Origin of the sequence: Mesorhizobium sp. RIZ17 (assembly GCF_051127865.1) — a bacterium.
In the GTDB taxonomy this organism is placed as follows: Bacteria; Pseudomonadota; Alphaproteobacteria; order Rhizobiales; family Rhizobiaceae; genus Mesorhizobium; species Mesorhizobium humile.
On the sequence record NZ_CP147861.1, the window covers coordinates 4687664 to 4702977 of the forward strand.

19 protein-coding genes are annotated in these 15314 nt (G+C 64.1%); 10 read left to right on the forward strand and 9 right to left on the reverse strand.

Features of this window, described 5'->3' with window-relative positions; translation table 11 throughout:
- Positions 1–11 precede the first annotated feature (11 nt).
- The gene (locus tag WDX12_RS22570) at positions 12–3869 is read right to left on the reverse strand and encodes a CheR family methyltransferase (RefSeq protein ID WP_434722074.1); all 3858 of its coding nucleotides are present in this window, start codon (positions 3867–3869) and stop codon (positions 12–14) included.
- On the opposite strand from WDX12_RS22570, the gene WDX12_RS22575 reads away from it, so the two are divergent.
- A complete protein-coding gene (locus WDX12_RS22575) occupies positions 3793–4149 on the forward strand; it encodes a hypothetical protein (protein WP_434725778.1) in 357 nt (118 codons plus the stop codon). The genes WDX12_RS22570 and WDX12_RS22575 overlap by 77 nt on opposite strands.
- On the opposite strand, the gene WDX12_RS22580 is transcribed toward WDX12_RS22575, so the two are convergent.
- Complete coding sequence (locus tag WDX12_RS22580; RefSeq protein ID WP_320296144.1) at positions 4129–5052, reverse strand: transcriptional regulator GcvA; 924 nt, start codon at positions 5050–5052, stop codon at positions 4129–4131. The two genes, WDX12_RS22575 and WDX12_RS22580, sit on opposite strands and share 21 nt — an antisense overlap.
- 135 nt (positions 5053–5187) lie before the next feature.
- Here WDX12_RS22580 and WDX12_RS22585 point away from each other — a divergent pair, with 135 nt between their 5' ends.
- The 3 genes from WDX12_RS22585 to WDX12_RS22595 all read left to right on the forward strand — a co-directional run bounded on the left by WDX12_RS22585 (position 5188) and on the right by WDX12_RS22595 (position 6904).
- Positions 5188–5649 carry a VOC family protein gene (locus tag WDX12_RS22585; protein ID WP_320296143.1) on the forward strand — a complete coding sequence of 154 codons (462 nt, stop codon included), beginning with the start codon at positions 5188–5190 and terminating at the stop codon, positions 5647–5649.
- 35 nt (positions 5650–5684) lie between these two features.
- Positions 5685–6416: an SDR family oxidoreductase gene (locus WDX12_RS22590; protein ID WP_320296142.1), complete on the forward strand. Its 732-nt coding sequence runs from the start codon at positions 5685–5687 to the stop codon at positions 6414–6416.
- Between the two features lie 155 nt (positions 6417–6571).
- Entirely contained in the window at positions 6572–6904 is a 333-nt protein-coding gene (locus WDX12_RS22595; RefSeq protein WP_320296141.1) for a hypothetical protein, read from the forward strand.
- An 11-nt stretch (positions 6905–6915) separates the two neighbouring features.
- Here the strand turns inward: WDX12_RS22595 and WDX12_RS22600 are convergent, their stop codons facing one another.
- Positions 6916–7809: a LysR family transcriptional regulator gene (locus tag WDX12_RS22600; RefSeq protein ID WP_434722075.1), complete on the reverse strand. Its 894-nt coding sequence runs from the start codon at positions 7807–7809 to the stop codon at positions 6916–6918.
- Positions 7810–7981: 172 nt separating this feature from the next.
- Between WDX12_RS22600 and WDX12_RS22605 the strand changes: the two genes are divergently transcribed.
- The 4 genes from WDX12_RS22605 to WDX12_RS22620 are packed head-to-tail and all read left to right on the forward strand — an operon-like array spanning position 7982 to position 11102.
- Positions 7982–9181, forward strand: a complete 1200-nt coding sequence (locus WDX12_RS22605) for an MFS transporter (RefSeq protein WP_434722076.1) — start codon at positions 7982–7984, stop codon at positions 9179–9181.
- Complete coding sequence (locus tag WDX12_RS22610; RefSeq protein WP_434722077.1) at positions 9178–9645, forward strand: cyclophilin-like fold protein; 468 nt, start codon at positions 9178–9180, stop codon at positions 9643–9645. Before WDX12_RS22605 ends, WDX12_RS22610 begins: the two co-directional genes overlap by 4 nt.
- Positions 9646–9664: 19 nt before the next feature.
- Positions 9665–10060, forward strand: a complete 396-nt coding sequence (locus tag WDX12_RS22615) for a (R)-mandelonitrile lyase (RefSeq protein WP_434722078.1) — start codon at positions 9665–9667, stop codon at positions 10058–10060.
- 25 nt (positions 10061–10085) lie between these two features.
- Complete coding sequence (locus WDX12_RS22620) at positions 10086–11102, forward strand: zinc-dependent alcohol dehydrogenase family protein (protein WP_434722079.1); 1017 nt, start codon at positions 10086–10088, stop codon at positions 11100–11102.
- A gap of 18 nt (positions 11103–11120) precedes the next feature.
- On the opposite strand, the gene WDX12_RS22625 is transcribed toward WDX12_RS22620, so the two are convergent.
- On the reverse strand, positions 11121–11681 hold the full coding sequence (locus WDX12_RS22625) for a hypothetical protein (protein WP_434722080.1): 561 nt from the start codon (positions 11679–11681) through the stop codon (positions 11121–11123).
- Positions 11682–11759: 78 nt separating this feature from the next.
- Between WDX12_RS22625 and WDX12_RS22630 the strand changes: the two genes are divergently transcribed.
- Positions 11760–12290 carry a cupin gene (locus WDX12_RS22630; RefSeq protein WP_434722081.1) on the forward strand — a complete coding sequence of 177 codons (531 nt, stop codon included), beginning with the start codon at positions 11760–11762 and terminating at the stop codon, positions 12288–12290.
- 131 nt (positions 12291–12421) lie between these two features.
- Here WDX12_RS22630 and WDX12_RS22635 read toward each other — a convergent pair whose 3' ends face one another.
- Positions 12422–12781 carry a hypothetical protein gene (locus WDX12_RS22635; protein ID WP_320296133.1) on the reverse strand — a complete coding sequence of 120 codons (360 nt, stop codon included), beginning with the start codon at positions 12779–12781 and terminating at the stop codon, positions 12422–12424.
- A 189-nt stretch (positions 12782–12970) separates the two neighbouring features.
- On the opposite strand from WDX12_RS22635, the gene WDX12_RS22640 reads away from it, so the two are divergent.
- A complete protein-coding gene (locus WDX12_RS22640; protein ID WP_434722082.1) occupies positions 12971–13285 on the forward strand; it encodes an EthD family reductase in 315 nt (104 codons plus the stop codon).
- A 210-nt stretch (positions 13286–13495) separates the two neighbouring features.
- Here WDX12_RS22640 and WDX12_RS22645 read toward each other — a convergent pair whose 3' ends face one another.
- From WDX12_RS22645 to WDX12_RS22660, 4 genes are all read right to left on the reverse strand, one after another.
- A complete protein-coding gene (locus tag WDX12_RS22645; protein ID WP_434722083.1) occupies positions 13496–13675 on the reverse strand; it encodes a hypothetical protein in 180 nt (59 codons plus the stop codon).
- A 7-nt stretch (positions 13676–13682) separates the two neighbouring features.
- Positions 13683–14000 carry a DUF2934 domain-containing protein gene (locus tag WDX12_RS22650; RefSeq protein ID WP_320296130.1) on the reverse strand — a complete coding sequence of 106 codons (318 nt, stop codon included), beginning with the start codon at positions 13998–14000 and terminating at the stop codon, positions 13683–13685.
- Between the two features lie 63 nt (positions 14001–14063).
- Positions 14064–14615, reverse strand: a complete 552-nt coding sequence (locus WDX12_RS22655; RefSeq protein ID WP_320296129.1) for a DNA-3-methyladenine glycosylase — start codon at positions 14613–14615, stop codon at positions 14064–14066.
- Positions 14605–15177: a TetR/AcrR family transcriptional regulator gene (locus WDX12_RS22660; RefSeq protein WP_320296128.1), complete on the reverse strand. Its 573-nt coding sequence runs from the start codon at positions 15175–15177 to the stop codon at positions 14605–14607. Before WDX12_RS22660 ends, WDX12_RS22655 begins: the two co-directional genes overlap by 11 nt.
- Between the last annotated feature and the right edge of the window lie 137 nt (positions 15178–15314).

Sequence of the window (15314 nt, forward strand, 5' to 3'; positions counted from 1 at the left end):
CGACGAGGAACTCATCCTCGACGATCAGAATCCGCCTTGCGCTCGGTTTCCTCACCCCGCTCTCCAAGCAATTGGTGCCCGGCAGGCAGAGGTGCCACGATCGTGCACACAAGGCCGGTGGACGCGTAATTAACGCCCACGTCGCCTCCAAGTTCCGATGCCAGCGCGCGCTCGATCAGGCGCGAGCCAAAGCCCTTGCGTTTCGGTTTCTCAACCTCGGGACCGCCCGTCTCTTCCCAGTGCAGGACGAGCCGGCGATCGCCCTCGGCGCCCTCGATCCGCCAAACGATAACCACGTGGCCGTCTTTGGACGACAGCGCACCATATTTGGCGGCGTTGGTGCTGAGTTCGTGCAGCGCCATGGAAATTGCCAGCGACGCGCTTGGCGTGAGCCGGACGTCTGGCCCTTCGATCCGGAAGCGGTTTTCTCCGCCGCCATGCGGCTTGACCGTGTCGGCAATGATGTCGCCCAGATTGGCGCTCTGCCAGCTTTCGCGCGTCAATACGTCGTGCGCATTCGCAAGGTTGAGCAGCCGAGAGCTGAATGCTTCGCGCGCTTCGTCCAGCGACGACGCGTGATTCAGCGTCTGGGAGGCGATGGACTGGATCACCGCCATCGTGTTCTTGACGCGGTGGTTGAGCTCGGCCATCAACGTCTTCTTGTGTTGGTCGGCGCGGCGGCGCTCGGTCATGTCGCGCGCGATTGTGGATGCACCTATGGTCTTGCCGGCTGCGTCTTTTATCGGGGATACGGTCAGCGAAACCCAGACGACGCTTCCATCCTTGCGCTGGCGACGCGTTTCGTAATGGTGGATATGCTCGCCTCGCTGGAGGCGGCCCAGAATATCCTCCTCCTCCTCGCGGCGATCCGGCGGCGCCAGCGTCATGATGGACTTGCCGACGATCTCTTCGGGTTCGTAGCCGAACAATCGCCGGGCGCCTTCGTTCCAGCTGGTTATGGTGCCGTCGAGGGTTTTGCTGATGATCGCGTCGTCGGAGGATTCGACGATCGAGGCAAGCTGTTTTGCCACGTCCTCGGCGTGTTGTTTAGCCACGCCCTCGGCACGTTTGCGCTCGGTGATGTCCTCGATGGCGAGCAGGATCAGTTCGTCGCGGCCGCCGCCCTGACCGAGCCTGCGGGCATTGAGCAGCATGTGGCGCCGGCCGATATCACCAAAGCCGTGTTCGACCTCATAGTCGGCGACTTCCCGGTTCTTCGCCAGGACTTCTTCGAGAAGCGTGCGCAGGATGGGAATGTCCCACTGTCCGTTGCCAAGGTCGTAAAGCAGGATGCCCACGGTTTCCTTCGCCGTGACCTTGAACAGATCGTAGAAGGCCGGATTGGCGGACTGGATACGCAACTTGCCGTCGAGGACGAGGAGCGGCTGGCGCACGGCCCCGACAATGGTCTCGGCGTATACTCTGGCCTCGTTGACCGCCAGCGCGGCCGCCCGCCGCTCGGTGATGTCGTTGAAAGTGACGACGACGCCGGCAATGCGGTTGTCGCGCGTGCGGTAGGGCAGCATGCGCCGCTGGTACCACCGTCCGGCGTCGCTGGGGACCTCGGCCTCGATGGTGATAAGCCTCTTCAGCACCGTCTCGGCATCCTGCAAGAGATTGTCGTCCGAGAATTTGCGCGCGAAGTGGGCGATCGGCCGGCCGATGTCGGACGCCACCAGATCGAACAGTTCCTTCGTCGCCGGCGCGAACCACTTGATGGCGAGCTTGTCGTCCAGGAACAGTGTCGCGGTTTCCGACCCCGCCAGCAGATTGTTCAGGTCGTTTGTCTTCCATTCCAGCTCCGCGATCTTGTGCTGGAGCTGGCTGTTGACGGTGTTCAGTTCCTCGTTGAAGGACTGCATCTCCTCCTTGGAAGTCTCCAGCTCCTCATTGGTGGACTGAAGTTCCTCGTTCATCGAGGTCGCTTCCTCGTTCGACGCCTTCAGCTCCTCATTGGCGGTCTCCAGATGCTCGATCGTGTTGCGCAACTCGGTGCGCATCGAAGCGAGCTCTTCCTGTAGCGCATGGTCGCCTGCTTTGATCTCCCGTGCATCCTTACGGCGAGCGGGTTGCTTCGGTTTGGCAATCGGCAGCCCCGGGGCGAAACTTACCAGGATGAATTTACTCCCCTGCGGCGAGGCTGGCAGCGGCACCACGGTCATGGTGACGTCTCGCGACGATCCGCTCTGATGCACGCGCCCATGAACCACAACGCTCTTGTCGCCTCTGGTGGCGTCGCGTATCGCCCCGCGAAGCTTCAGGCTCAGTCCATCGCGGGCCATCGCCAAAAGGTCCCTGGTGGGCTCGCCCGGCGGCTGTTCCAGAAAGTCGCGCGTCGTTCCATGGAAGTAGACCACGCGCCCCCTCTGGTCGAGAAGCACGGAAGCCGGGGCATAGCGCTCCAGCAAGGCGCGGCGCGCGATGTCGGCGACCGGTATCGAGCCTGCTTCTTGTGGCGCGGTCAGCGGCTCGCCCGCCGTTTCTGTCGCGGCCGAACCACGCAGCGGTCGATAGTCGACAAGGTCGTGCCTTGTCGGTCCGATCCGCCGGTATATCCGCCATTTCTTCGATACGGTTTCGAAAAGGTCGTCATGCCGCCCGATCGTCTCGGCATTGCCGAGAAACAGATGCCCATCCGGACGAAGGGCGAAATGACATTGGGCGATGATACGCTGCTGTGCTTCCGGGACGAGATAGATCAGGAAATTACGGCACGAGACGATGTCGAGCCGCGAGAACGGCGGGTCGCGCAAAAAATTATGCTGCGCGAACACCACCATGTCGCGAAGTTCTTTGCTGACCTGAAAAGAGCTGTCGATCCTTTCGAAGAAGCGGCGGACCCGTTCCGGCGGGAAATCGGCCAGCGCGGCCGCCGGGTAGATGCCGTCGCGCGCCTTGCGCAGATTGTCTTCCTGGGCATCCGTGGCGAAAACCTTGACGTCGAAGCGTTTCCCGGCGGCTTCGGCGTGCTCGGTTATCAACATGGCGATGGAATAGGTCTCCTCCCCGGTGGCGCAGGCGGGTACCCAGATCCGTACCGGTCGGCCGTTTTCGCGCTCGGCGACGAGGGGCGCGATCACCAGCTCGCCAAGCGCCCGCCATGCCTCGGGATCGCGGAAGAACCCGGTGACGCTGATCATCAGGTCCGCAACAAGGGTGGCCACCTCCTCGGGATTGGCATGCAGTTCTTTCAGGTAGTCGGCGAGCGTCTCGATGTTCCTCAGCCCCATGCGGTGGTGGATGCGCCGTCTGAGCGTGTTGCGCCTGTAGTAGCCGAAATCGTGCCCGTCGCGGGAGCGCACGATATCGAGGACCTGATCGATCGTCGCTTCGCCCAGCGGCGAGACGGACTCGGCCCGATCAGAGGCCGCGACGTAGTCGTGATGGATATAGGCGAGCAGGGTTTCCGGCATCCTCTCCGGCGCCAGCACATGGTCGGCGAGACCGGCGGCGATCGCGCTCCTCGGCATGCCGTCGAACTTTGCCGTTTCCGGCGCCTGCACCAGGCTCATGCCGCCCTCGGCCCTGATCTCTTTCAAGCCCTCGGTGCCGTTGCTTCCTGTGCCCGAAAACACAATGGCGACCGAGCGCTCGCGCTGCTCCGTCGCAATCGAGGCAAACAGGACATCGACCGGGTGCCGCTGGCCGCGCGGCTCCGACGGTTGGGAAACTTCCAGCCTGCCGCCGTTCAGTTTGATCTCGGTAGCGGGGGCGATGACGTAGACATGGTCGGACAGGAGTTGCATGCCGTCCTCAACCTGCGCCACCGGCATTTTGGTATGAGCGCGCAGGATGCGGGCCATCTCGCTTTCCCGTTTCGGGTCGAGATGCAGCACCACGACAAACGCGCAGCCGCTGTCGGCCGGCATCGCGTCGAAGAAACTGCTCAAGGCCTCGATGCCGCCCGCCGAAGCGCCGATGCCGACGACCGGAATAGCCTTGTCTGAAACCCTGTCGGCGGCCTCCTGCATGGCGGCATCGCCTGGCTTCGCCTTCAGGTCGCGGCGCGAGCGGTTTCCTGGTTTGTCTGGTCGCTTTGCCATGGGCGCCCTCACGATGCGACTGCATCATATAACGACGATCGCCACGTTCCCTAAAAAACGCGTCAAACGCTATAGGGGACGCCATTTATCGCATCAAGATCATTGAGTTCCGCTCGGTGACTTCAGCCGGCTCGATCTCCGAAAACAGCCAGTCGCGAAACGCCTTCACCTTGCGCTGGCGGATCGCTTCCGGCGGATAGACCAGATAGAAGCTGGAAACCGCCTTCAGCGCATGGTCGAACGGCCGCACCAGCCGGCCAGTGGCAAGGTCGGCCGATACCAGCATGGTCCGGCCGAGCACCACGCCTTCGCCCTGCACCGCCGATTCCACGGCGAAGGTGGCGGAATCGAAGGTGAGCCCGCTGTTCGGGTCGACGCCTTCGACGCCGGCGCTGGCCAGCCACGCCGCCCAGTCGATGCGGTAGCCGTCGCGGATCAGCGTGTGGTGCTTGAGGTCCTGCGGCGTCCTGAGCGGATGCGGCCCCTTCAGAAGCTTCGGGCTGCAGACGGGAAACACTTCCTCGCCGGTGAGGAATTCGGAAGTGAGCCCATGATAGTGGCCGCCGCCATAGCGGATGGCGACGTCGATGCCGTCGCCTCGGAAATTGGTCAGCTTGCCGGTGGTCGAGACGCGCACGTCGATGTCGCCATGCGCGCGGTGAAAACGGTATAGCCTCGGCACGAGCCATTTTCCGGCGAAGCCGTCCGAAGTGCTGACGTTCAGCGTCGAGCCGGAATGGCGCGAGGTCGCTGTTTGCGTCGCCAGCGCCAACTGGTCGAGCGCCTCGCGCACGGCAGCCGCATAAGGCTCGCCGACCGGGGTGAGCCGCACCGAGCGCGTCGCGCGCTCGAACAGCTGCACGCCGAGCTGGTCCTCCAGATGTTTTATCGCCCGGCTGATCGCGCCATGGGTGAGGTTGAGTTCGTCGGCGGCCCTTGAAAAATTCAAATGCCGTGCAGCGGCCTCGAAGGCCGGCAAGGCGTTGAGCGGTGGCAGTCTGCGGGCCATGACGACAAAGCCATTTGTGAGTTATGGTAACAAATACTTGCCAAACTTTGGTTTGTCCGTCGAGCTTTTTCCAGCCAAAAATCCTCACAGAATTTGTGATCAACGCTCACTTAAGATCAAACCTGCGAGGACAATATGGCCACCGTTCATCCCTTCCTCTGGTTCAACCTCGATGCTGAAGCCGCGCGTGATTTTTATCTCTCGGTCTTCAAGAACGGCCGCGCGCTGCAGACCATCGAGTTCACCGATAAGCCGCACGCGATCTTCGACTTCGAGCTCGAAGGCCAGCGTTTCACCGCGCTCAACGCCGGCGGCGTGCCGCCCTTCAACGAGCGGATTTCGCTCTACATCGAGACCGAGGACCAGGCCGAGACCGACTACTTCTGGAACGCGCTGACCGCCGGCGGCGGCTCGGAACAGCCTTGCGGCTGGCTGAAGGACAAGTTCGGCGTCTACTGGCAGGTCATTCCCGAACCGGCGCTGCGCCTGATGAACGACCCCGACCGCGTCAAGGCCGACCGGGCGCGGCAGGCCATGTATTCGATGAAGAGGATCATCCTCGCCGACATCGAAGCGGCCCATGCCGGTCGCGCCTGAACTAACCATTCCACAACTGAAGACGGAGAAGACCCATGACCAATCTCACGGGAAAGAAGATCATTGTCGTCGGCGGCAGCTCCGGCATTGGTTTCGGCGTCGCGGCGGCTGCACTGGAGAACGGCGCGGAAGTCGTGATCGTCGGCCGCTCGGCCGACAAGCTGAAGGCCGCCGAGAAGAGGCTGGGCGGGGCAGGGCGCGTGACCGGCATCTCCGCGAACATGGCTAGCGAGACGGACGTTGCCCGCCTGTTCGAGCAAGCCGGCGCCTTCGATCATCTGGTGGCGACGGCCGGCACGCCGCCGCCCAATTATCCGGTCGGCGAGGCCGACATGGATTTCGTGCGCCAATTCGTCGACGGCAAGCTGATCGGCGCGGTTATGCTTGCCAAGCACGCCGCGCGCAAATTGAACGAGGGCGGCTCGATGATCTTCACCTCCGGCATCAACAAGGACCGCCCGCCGGTCCCTGGCGGCTCGGTGGTCGCGGCGGTCGCCGGCTCCTTCACCTACTTCGCCCGTGCACTGGCGCTGGAGCTTGCGCCGACCCGGGTCAACATCGTCTCGCCCGGCTGGGTGGACACCGAGATGTGGGACGAGATCGTCGGCGCGGCCAAGACCGGTTATTTCGGTGAGATGGGCGCCCGCATCCCGGCGGGCAGAATCGCCACACCCGCCGACATCGCGCCAGCCTACCTCTATTTGATGCAGAACGAATTCATGACCGGCGAGACGGTTCATATCGATGGCGGACAAAGGCTGGTTTAGCGGGCAGGGCCGGACCTCGGTTTGAGGACCCGGCCTTTACCTTTTTGCTGTCCACAAGGCCGTTTGCCGGACCTTCGCTAAGCATGGCGCTTCCGGCGGAACGCTAATATACAAGACGCTTGAATGAGCAGCACCTCCGCCTCGTCGAGGAATGCATGCGAAAGATCGTCGTCACAGCCATGTGCCTTGCCGCCGCGACAGGCGCCGACGCCCATGACTGGTACCAAAACAAGGTTGACCCGGTAACCAACTTCAAGTGTTGCGGCGGTACGGATTGCCGCCCCATACCGGAGTCCACGGTGCAGCCCAGGGCCGACGGCGGCTACCTTTACGTGCCCGATGGGTTCAACATTCCGCCGGACCGCGTGCAGGAATCGCCGGACGGCCGCTACCATATCTGCGAGAACCACTACGTCATAACCAACCAGCCCTATTTGCGCTGCTTCTTCGCACCGCGCCTCAAAGTCTCGCGGTTGCTCCCGCGCTGACCGCAGGCTCCTCAGCTTCGGTGCCGAAGCGCCGCGACGATCACCGCCATCGCCGGCGAGAGCTGGCGCCGGCTTGGGTAGTAGAGGTGATAGCCCGGGAAGGGCAGGCTCCAGTCGTCGAGCACGAGCCTCAGCCGGCCCTCGGCCACGTGCCGGCTGACGAGGTCCTCCGGGACATAGGCGATGCCGTAGCCGGCAAGCGCGGCGTCGACTATGGGAAGGGTCGTGTTGAAAGTGAGCTGGCCTTCCACCCGGACCCGGAGCTCGCGGCCTTTCTTCTCGAACTCCCAGGCATAGAGCCCGCCGAACGTCGCCTGCCGCAGGCAGATGCAGTCATGCGCGACCAGATCCTGCGGTGTCTTCGGTACGGGGCGGCGCGAAAAATAGTCCGGCGATGCCACGGCCACCAGCCGCCAGTCGGGGCCGATGCGCACCGCGATCATGTCCTTGTCGACGCTCTCGCCCAGCCGCACGCCGGCGTCGAAGCGTTCCTCGACGATGTTGCGCATGCCGTTGTCGCTGTAGAGCTCGACGCGCAGGTCGGGATAGTCGCGCAGCGCCGGCTGCAGCTTCGGCCAGACGATCATCCGCAGCGCGTGGTCCGACAGCGTGATGCGCACCGTGCCGGCGGGCCTGTCGCGGAAGGCCACCAGGCTCGAGAGGTCGGACTCTATGCCTTCGAACCGCGGCACGAGCGACTGGTAGAGCCGCTCGCCCGCTTCCGTCGGCGCCACGCTCCGCGTCGTGCGAGTCAAGAGCCGCACGCCGAGCCGCGCCTCCAATTGCTTGATGGTATGGCTGAGCGTCGACTGCGACGTCCCGAGCTCGGCCGCCGCTCTGGTGAAGCTGCGCTCCCTGGCCACCGTCAGGAACCACATCAGATCCTTCAGATCCTCGCGCTGCATGACGACGCTCCGTTTTGGCCGCCCGCTCGAGCCGCAGCGATCCATGCCTTCGGTCAATTCATATCAAGAATGGATAAGTCCATGCAGATTGCAACGGCTAATCCGGATAGTGCCGGTGATTTATATAGCCGCCAGCGAAATGACTGGAGGGCCCGACGGCGGGCCGCGGCACATGGATACGACCTACGACAGTCAACTGGTGAAAGCCCAGGAGGCGAAAAAACCAAGCGCCTGGGGAGCGGTGACATGCCTGTCGCTGCTCACCTTCGTGCTGGTGGCGTCGGAGTTCATGCCGGTCAGCCTGCTCACGCCCATCGCCAATGAGCTCGCCATCTCCGAAGGGCAGGCCGGTCAGGCGATCTCCGTCTCGGGCTTCTTCGCGGTCCTCACCAGCCTGTTCGGCAACGCGCTCTTGTCGCGGCTGGACCGGCGCACCGTCATCGTCCTCTACACGGCCATCCTCGTGGTCTCCGGCCTGGCGATCACCTTCGCGCCGAACTATCTCGTCTTCATGCTCGGCCGGGCCCTGATCGGCGTGTCGATCGGCGGCTTCTGGTCCTTGTCCACCGCCATCCTGGCCCGTATCGTGCCTGGCGCCGACCTGCCCAGGGCGATCGCCATGCTGCAAGGCGGGACGGCCTTCGCCTCGGTGATCGCGGCGCCGCTCGGCAGTTTTCTCGGCGGCCTGATCGGCTGGCGCGGCGCGTTCTTCATCGTCGTTCCGATCGGCCTTCTTGCGATCGTCTGGCAGCTTGCCGTCCTGCCCAGAATGCCTGCCGGCGAACAGGCCTCGGTCGGCAAGATGTATCGCCTGCTCGGCAATCGCATATTCGCCATCGGCATGGCCGCCACCACGCTCGCCTTCATGGGGCAGTTCGCGCTTTCCACCTATCTGCGCCCCTTCCTCGAAAACATCACCGGCCTTGAAGTGAACGCGCTGTCGATGGTGCTTCTCGGCCTCGGCCTCGCCGGCCTGGTGGGCACGTCGCTGGTAGGCTTCATCCTTCGCACCCATCTCGCAGCCGTGCTGATCGGCCTGCCGACGGCTCTGGCGATCATCGCGCTTTCGCTGATCGCGCTTGGTCCGTCGGCAATCGCGACGGCGTCCCTGCTGATCGCCTGGGGCCTGTTCACGACGCCGGTCCCGGTCGCCTGGAACACCTGGATGACCCGGGTGATCCCCGACGATCTCGAAGCGGGCGGAGGGCTGCAGGTCGCGCTTATCCAGTTCGCCATCACCTTCGGCGCGTTCGCGGGTGGACTGCTGTTCGACAGCACCGGCTGGTGGAGCCCCTTCGCGCTCGGCGCAGTGCTGCTTTTCGGCTCGGCTCTGTTCGCCGTGGCGGCAACGACACCCGGGGGTCGCCATTGACGAAGCGACGACCGATCAGCCGCCGAACGCTGCTGTGCGCCGCGCTCGCAACCGTGGTCCCGGTGAGAGCGGCCAACAGCCAACAGGGTAGGGACCCGGCCAACCAGGAGCCGACCGATATGCGGATCAGGATGACCTTCGACGGTCGTATCATGACGGCCACGCTGTATGGCAACCCGTCTGCGCGGGATTTCTTTTCCATGCTGCCGCTCCATCTCACCGTCAGCGACTACGCCCACAATGAAAAGATCGCCTACCTGCCGCGCAAGCTGACCGAGGAGGGCAGCGGTCCGTTCGGCAACGAACAGCCCTACGACCTCTGCTACTTCATGCCGTGGGGCAATCTGGCGATGTTCTACGCCGATTACCGCCATCCCGGGCTGATCAGGCTCGGCCGCTTCGACGAGGGCGAACAGGCGTTGCACGTGCGCGGCGAGTTCCCGCTTCACATAGAACGCATCTGAGGACGCAAAGGAAATCATCATGGACATTCTTCGCGCAGGCAGCAGGCCTTCCGGCAAAGGTCCGGCAAGCTGGTTCACCGGCACGGTGCGGATCGATCCGCTCTTCAATCCTTTCGACGCTGAGCGTGTGCAGGGCGCGCAGGTCACCTTCGAGCCCGGCGCCCGCACCGCCTGGCACACGCACCCGCTGGGCCAGACGCTGATCGTTGTCTCCGGGCTCGGCCGCGTGCAGCGCGAGGGCGGGCCGGTCGAGGAGATCCGGCCCGGCGACGTCGTCTGGTTCGCGCCCGGCGAGAAGCACTGGCATGGCGCGTCGCCCGAAACCGCCATGACCCACATTGCCGTCCAGGAGGCCAAGGACGGCAAGACCGTGGACTGGCTGGAACATGTCAGCGACGCCGACTACGGCGCCTGACCCGATCGACGAAAGGAAAGCAAAAATGCTCGCAACCGTTCTTCACAAGCCCGGCGACATCCGCTGCGAGGAAGTCGCCGACCCGAAAATCCTGCGACCGACGGACGCCATCATCAAGCTGTCGGCAAGCTGCATCTGCGGCTCGGACCTGTGGCCTTATCGCGGATTGCAGCCGGTGGACGGCCCGCAGCATATGGGCCATGAGTATTGCGGCATCCTCGTCGAGGTTGGCGCGGAGGTGCGCACGGTTCGTCCCGGACAGTTCGTCGTCGGCTCCTTCTGCCTCTCCGACAACACCTGCCCGCATTGCCGCTTCGGCTTCCAGTCGTCCTGCGAGCAGCGCGAGTTCATGAGCGGCGCCCAGGCGCCTTACGCCCGCGTGCCGCTGGCCGACGGCACGCTGGTGGCGACTTCCGAGGTTCCGCCGGCTGAGCTCATCCCTGACTTGCTGGCCGTGTCGGACGTGCTCGGCACAGGCTGGTACGCGGCTGATGCGGCGGAGGTCCGCGAAGGCTCGACGGTCGTGGTCGTCGGCGACGGCGCCGTCGGCCTGATGGGCGTGCTCGCGGCCAGGGAGATGGGCGCCGGGCGCATCATCGCCATGAGCCGCCATGCGAGCCGCCAGAAGCTCGCACGCGAATTCGGCGCCACCGATATCGTGGCCGAGCGCGGCGAGGAGGGCATTGCGCGCATCAAGGAACTGACCAAGGGGATCGGCGCGGACTCGGTGCTGGAATGCGTCGGCACGGGAGAATCCTTCGACCAGGCGCTGGCCTGCTCGCGGCCCGGCGGCACGATCGGCTATGTCGGCGTGCCGCATGGCGTGAGCTTCGACGGCCAGAAACTGTTCTTCGGCCAGAAGCGCATGCTGGGCGGCCCGGCGCCGGTGCGCCGCTTCCTGCCCGACCTGATGGAGCGCGTGCTGCAAGGCCGCATCAAGCCCGGCAAGGTCTTCGACCTGAAGCTGCCACTTGCGGAAGTGGCGGAAGGCTACCGCGCCATGGACGAGCGTCGCGCGATCAAGGTCATGCTTGAGGTTTAGACGCGCCCTCGCGGTGTCTCAGCGTTCGGGAACCACCGCCCACAGCTTCTTCGCGAAGCCGCGCTTGTCGAGCGCCCATGTCGAGCCCGTCACCACCGCCTTGCCGTTCCGGCATTTATACGCATAGACGGCGTCGTGGCCGGTCGCGAAGGCCGGCACGACGTCTTCGTTCGGACTGGTCTTGCAGAATTCGTCGGCGCCCGGATTGTCGCGCTGGGCGTTCATCTTGGCGCAGGGCAGGTTGGCCCCGACGAAACAGGCCAGCAGCTTGCCGTTCATGCAGCGGTAGCTGGCCTGTGTCTGCAGCTCGGACTCCTGCGGTGTGCCGTTGGCGTCCGGAAACAGCTTCTTGAACGCCTTGACGGTGCCATCGTAGAGCTCATGTGAATAGGGGCGGACCGTGTCGTCGTTCTTCACTTGGCGGCAGAGCTTGTGGAGGTCCGTCGCAGGCGCGGCCTTAGCCGTCGCAGGCGCGGCCTTAGCCGTCGCAGGCGCGGCTATGGCGCCTGCGGCGGCGACAAGGAACATGAGCAGCGCCGGCACAAGAAAGCTGGTTGTCGAAAGGCGAAATGCGGTCATGGAGACCTCCTTGCGCTGACGGCAGCAAAACCCTCGGAAAACCGTTAGACGATACGGGGATTGCAGGAAGCGGCAAGGATGGCACAACTCACCGACAAACAGGAGCCTCTCACCTTCCGCTTCGCCGATGACGGGCTGGTGCCCAATCATCCGCGCTGGCCGATGCTCGTCTATCCCGGCGCGGTGATATTGCCGGACGAGGTCGACCCGGCTGCCGTCTTCGAGGATATTTTCGGCTCGAATGGCTGGGGCGACAGCTGGCGCAACGGCATCTACGGCTTCGTCCACTACCACTCGCGCATCCACGAGGTGCTGGGGATCGCGCGCGGCGCCGCCGAGGTCCGCTTCGGCGGCGACAAGGGCAAGGTGCTCGAGGTCAAGGCGGGCGACGTGGCGGTGCTGCCGGCCGGCACGGGTCACCAACGCCTGTCCGCCTCGGCCGACCTTCTGGTGGTCGGCGCCTATCCGCCTTTCGGCACATACGATCTGTGCCGGAGCGCCGAGCAGCACGCGGAGGCGCTGCGCACTATCCCGCAGGTCCCCCGCCCCGACAAGGATCCGGTCCACGGCGGCGATGGTCCGTTGCTCAAGGCATGGAGCGGAGGCTGAAATGCGAAGGATCGTCGCTATCGAGCATCTGACGCTGGACGGCGTCTTCCAGGCGCCGGCGCGTGCCGACGAAGACACGCGCAACGATTTTGCGCATGACGGCTGGGGCAGTCCGGGCAGCGGCCCGTCGCTTACGGATAATGTGTCTTCTTCGGCGCGTACGTTGCCGGATCGAAATCCAGTTCCTTCGGCAGCGGCTGGCTTGAGCACTGGAGGTGCATCTGTCGGGCAAACAGCCGTCGCTGCTGCTGCTCATGCTCCTTGACCGCAGCCACCATGCCCATGCTGTAAGGCCCAAGCAGCACGCCCATGCCCCAGCCGGGATGGTCCTTCTCGCGCTGCGCATAGTCCGCGGCGGCGGCGCGGGCCTGCTGGCATTGCGGCGATGCCCATTTCGGGTCCTGCTGCGACAGCGACGCGCCATAGTCGACTGGCGAGGACGCGCATCCAACCAGTGCCGCGCAGAGCGCGATGACCACCGCAATTCTCATGCTTGAGTCTCTGCTAATTTAAGGCGGAGAGAGCACGGAACGTGTCTTCGCACAAGCGAGATGGCGACGAAAAGCCAGGGTCAGGCGACCGCCGTGACCGTCGTTACCTGAAAAATTCTCCGACGCCTCGTTCCGTTTCCACTTGCCATTTCGTCCTTGGTTCGTCCGCAACGAAAAAGGAGAGCCGCAATGGCTGGAATGGTCGTCATCTACAAACAGCCGGCTGACCCGGAAGCGTTCGACAGACACTATTTCGGAACGCACATACCACTGGCCAAGAAGATCCCGGGCCTCAGGAAATATGAGGTCAGCCAGGGGCCGATCACCACGGTGGCCGGTCCGTCCGATGTTTACCTCATCGGGACCCTGCATTTCGACGATCTCGACACCATGAAAAAGGGGATGGCGAGCGCGGAGGGAAAAGCGGCCGGGGCCGATCGCCGGCTTTACGCACCTGACGAGTCAGGCGTTCAGATGTTCCTTTTTGACAGCAGGGAAGTTTAAATCGCGTTGCTATAGCCTATGCGCCCGCCCTGTCCTGCCACCGGCAACCTGGGCATGTCGGTCAGGCCAGCTCTATTTTGGCGACGACACCGGCGGCAGCGCTTAAGACGTATGCCAGTCGACAGCACCCTGATCATGATTGAACGCCGGCCGGCTAATGCATCGTTGCTGGCGCGCCCCCGCAGATTGGCGTTTGCCAATCCTGCGTGTTCACGCGGACTTTTCCCGATCGATCTCGGTGCGTTTTTGCTCCGCCGCGGCGATCGCATTTGCCATCACCGCATCCAGATCGGCCATCGCTTCCAGATGGCCGTGATCGATGATCGATTTGCGCAGCATGCGCATGGCCAAAAGCGCCTCGTCCAGTGCCTGTTCGACATTGATAACCATGGCCGCTTCAGCTTTTGCGCCGGCTGCGTTTCGTTGACGCCGGATTGTCGGCGGCCGGTCCTTCAGGTCGGTTGTCCGCCGCCTTGCGCGCCAGCGCCTCGGCTGCCAGCGGGTCTGGTTGGCCCGCCGGTATCGTCACCGCGCCGGGCATCGCGGCGCCCGGCTGCTCACCGAAGCCGTTGTCCTCGCGCTCGATCTCTTCGCGGGCTTGATGCCAGTGTTCTTCGTGCTGGCCATGCGCTTCGCCGCTGCGCTGCCAGATCTCATAGGCGCGTCGCTTGATGCGTTCGTATTTATCGCTCGCCATTGTCTGCTCCTCGGTCATTGACTTCAAACGTGCGCTGGCCGCAATCGATCCATGAAGGAGGCTGGAGAAGATAAGTTGGGTTCAGAATTTCCGGCTGAGATAGGCCGACCCGGCAAGTCCGAACCGCCAATCGAATTCCACCGCCTTGGTGAGGCCGATCCGGCGGCCGCTGACGATGGCGGCCGAGTCGGTCTGCGATCGCGCAAACTCGAAGGGCGGCGCGGTCAGCGGCAGCCGATTGTGCGAGCCGTCGATGCCCAGCGCCTGGCAGAGCTTGCCGGGGCCCGAACAGAGCAGCCGCTCGTCATCCATTCCGCGCCGTTCACGCATCGCGGCCATGCCAGAGAGCGGTTGGAGCGCCCGGATCAGCACGGCGCTACCAGGCAGGCACACCGCGTTCAGGCACCAATGCAGGCCGTAGGAGCGGTAGACGTAGGCAGTGCCGGGTGCGCCAAACATCGGCGCATTGCGCGGTGTCTCGCCGCGATAGGCATGCGAGGCGGGATCGTCGGGCCGGTACGCCTCGGTCTCGACGATGATGCCGCCGACACCGGCTAGCTCAAGCCTGGCGCCGATCAGCGCGCGCGCCACCACGAGCGCGTCGCGGGCGAAGAAGTCGCGATCAGGCGGCATAGGGGCGGGTGCTGGTCAGATAGGCCATGATCATCCTGTGGCATTGGCCGATCGCCCGCTCGCCCCGAACACTGACCGGATGCCGCTCGATGGCGCGATGGACGACGTTTTCCAGGAGCGTCTCGATGAGCGCGGCTGCCTCGCCGAGATCAAGGTCGGGCGCGATCTCCTGCCGGTGCCGCGCCAACTCGCCCTTGACGGTCGCCGCGATCCGGTCGCCGACCTCGCGGACCTTTTCCGCGCGATAGCGCGGCGCCAGCTCGTTCAGCGCCCGGTGCAGCTTTGGGTCGTGCGGATGCGCGACCAGCGCCACCTCGATCAGGGCATCGATCGTTTCCTCGAGCGTGTCATGCACGGGTGTCACCACCGCTTCGACAAAGGCGGCCTCGAACTTGTCGGCATAGTGGTCGACCACGGCGGCCGCCAGCGCCTGCTTGTTTGGAAAATACTGGTAGAGCGAGCCGACGCTGACGCCGGCGCGTTCGGCAACCCTGGCGGTGGTCAGGGCCTCGAAGCCCACATCGGTCAAAAGCTGAGCCGCCGCCTGGACTATCGCTTCCAAAGTGGCTCGCGCGCGCTGCTGTCGAGGAAATTTGCGTTGGATTACATCCACTTAGCCGGCCGTGCTGAATCAAATCCAAAAGCGAATACAAAACCTGACGAAATCGTCACATATTCGCTGGCGCATTGCAAGCAAGT

Excerpts from the sequence above, each read along its gene's own strand:
- WDX12_RS22590 (WP_320296142.1), top strand. The coding sequence starts at position 5,685 with ATGACCAATCTCACGGGAAAGAAGATCATTGTCGTCGGCGGCAGCTCC.
- WDX12_RS22615 (WP_434722078.1), top strand. The coding sequence starts at position 9,665 with ATGGACATTCTTCGCGCAGGCAGCAGGCCTTCCGGCAAAGGTCCGGCA.
- WDX12_RS22580 (WP_320296144.1), bottom strand. The coding sequence starts at position 5,052 with ATGGCCCGCAGACTGCCACCGCTCAACGCCTTGCCGGCCTTCGAGGCC.
- WDX12_RS22605 (WP_434722076.1), top strand. The coding sequence starts at position 7,982 with ATGGATACGACCTACGACAGTCAACTGGTGAAAGCCCAGGAGGCGAAA.
- WDX12_RS22625 (WP_434722080.1), bottom strand. The coding sequence starts at position 11,681 with ATGACCGCATTTCGCCTTTCGACAACCAGCTTTCTTGTGCCGGCGCTG.
- WDX12_RS22640 (WP_434722082.1), top strand. The coding sequence starts at position 12,971 with ATGGCTGGAATGGTCGTCATCTACAAACAGCCGGCTGACCCGGAAGCG.
- WDX12_RS22595 (WP_320296141.1), top strand. The coding sequence starts at position 6,572 with ATGCGAAAGATCGTCGTCACAGCCATGTGCCTTGCCGCCGCGACAGGC.
- WDX12_RS22630 (WP_434722081.1), top strand. The coding sequence starts at position 11,760 with ATGGCACAACTCACCGACAAACAGGAGCCTCTCACCTTCCGCTTCGCC.
- WDX12_RS22645 (WP_434722083.1), bottom strand. The coding sequence starts at position 13,675 with ATGGTTATCAATGTCGAACAGGCACTGGACGAGGCGCTTTTGGCCATG.
- WDX12_RS22585 (WP_320296143.1), top strand. The coding sequence starts at position 5,188 with ATGGCCACCGTTCATCCCTTCCTCTGGTTCAACCTCGATGCTGAAGCC.
- WDX12_RS22575 (WP_434725778.1), top strand. The coding sequence starts at position 3,793 with ATGCGGGCCATCTCGCTTTCCCGTTTCGGGTCGAGATGCAGCACCACG.
- WDX12_RS22570 (WP_434722074.1), bottom strand. The coding sequence starts at position 3,869 with ATGCCGGCCGACAGCGGCTGCGCGTTTGTCGTGGTGCTGCATCTCGAC.
- WDX12_RS22635 (WP_320296133.1), bottom strand. The coding sequence starts at position 12,781 with ATGAGAATTGCGGTGGTCATCGCGCTCTGCGCGGCACTGGTTGGATGC.
- WDX12_RS22600 (WP_434722075.1), bottom strand. The coding sequence starts at position 7,809 with ATGCAGCGCGAGGATCTGAAGGATCTGATGTGGTTCCTGACGGTGGCC.
- WDX12_RS22620 (WP_434722079.1), top strand. The coding sequence starts at position 10,086 with ATGCTCGCAACCGTTCTTCACAAGCCCGGCGACATCCGCTGCGAGGAA.
- WDX12_RS22655 (WP_320296129.1), bottom strand. The coding sequence starts at position 14,615 with ATGCCGCCTGATCGCGACTTCTTCGCCCGCGACGCGCTCGTGGTGGCG.
- WDX12_RS22650 (WP_320296130.1), bottom strand. The coding sequence starts at position 14,000 with ATGACCGAGGAGCAGACAATGGCGAGCGATAAATACGAACGCATCAAG.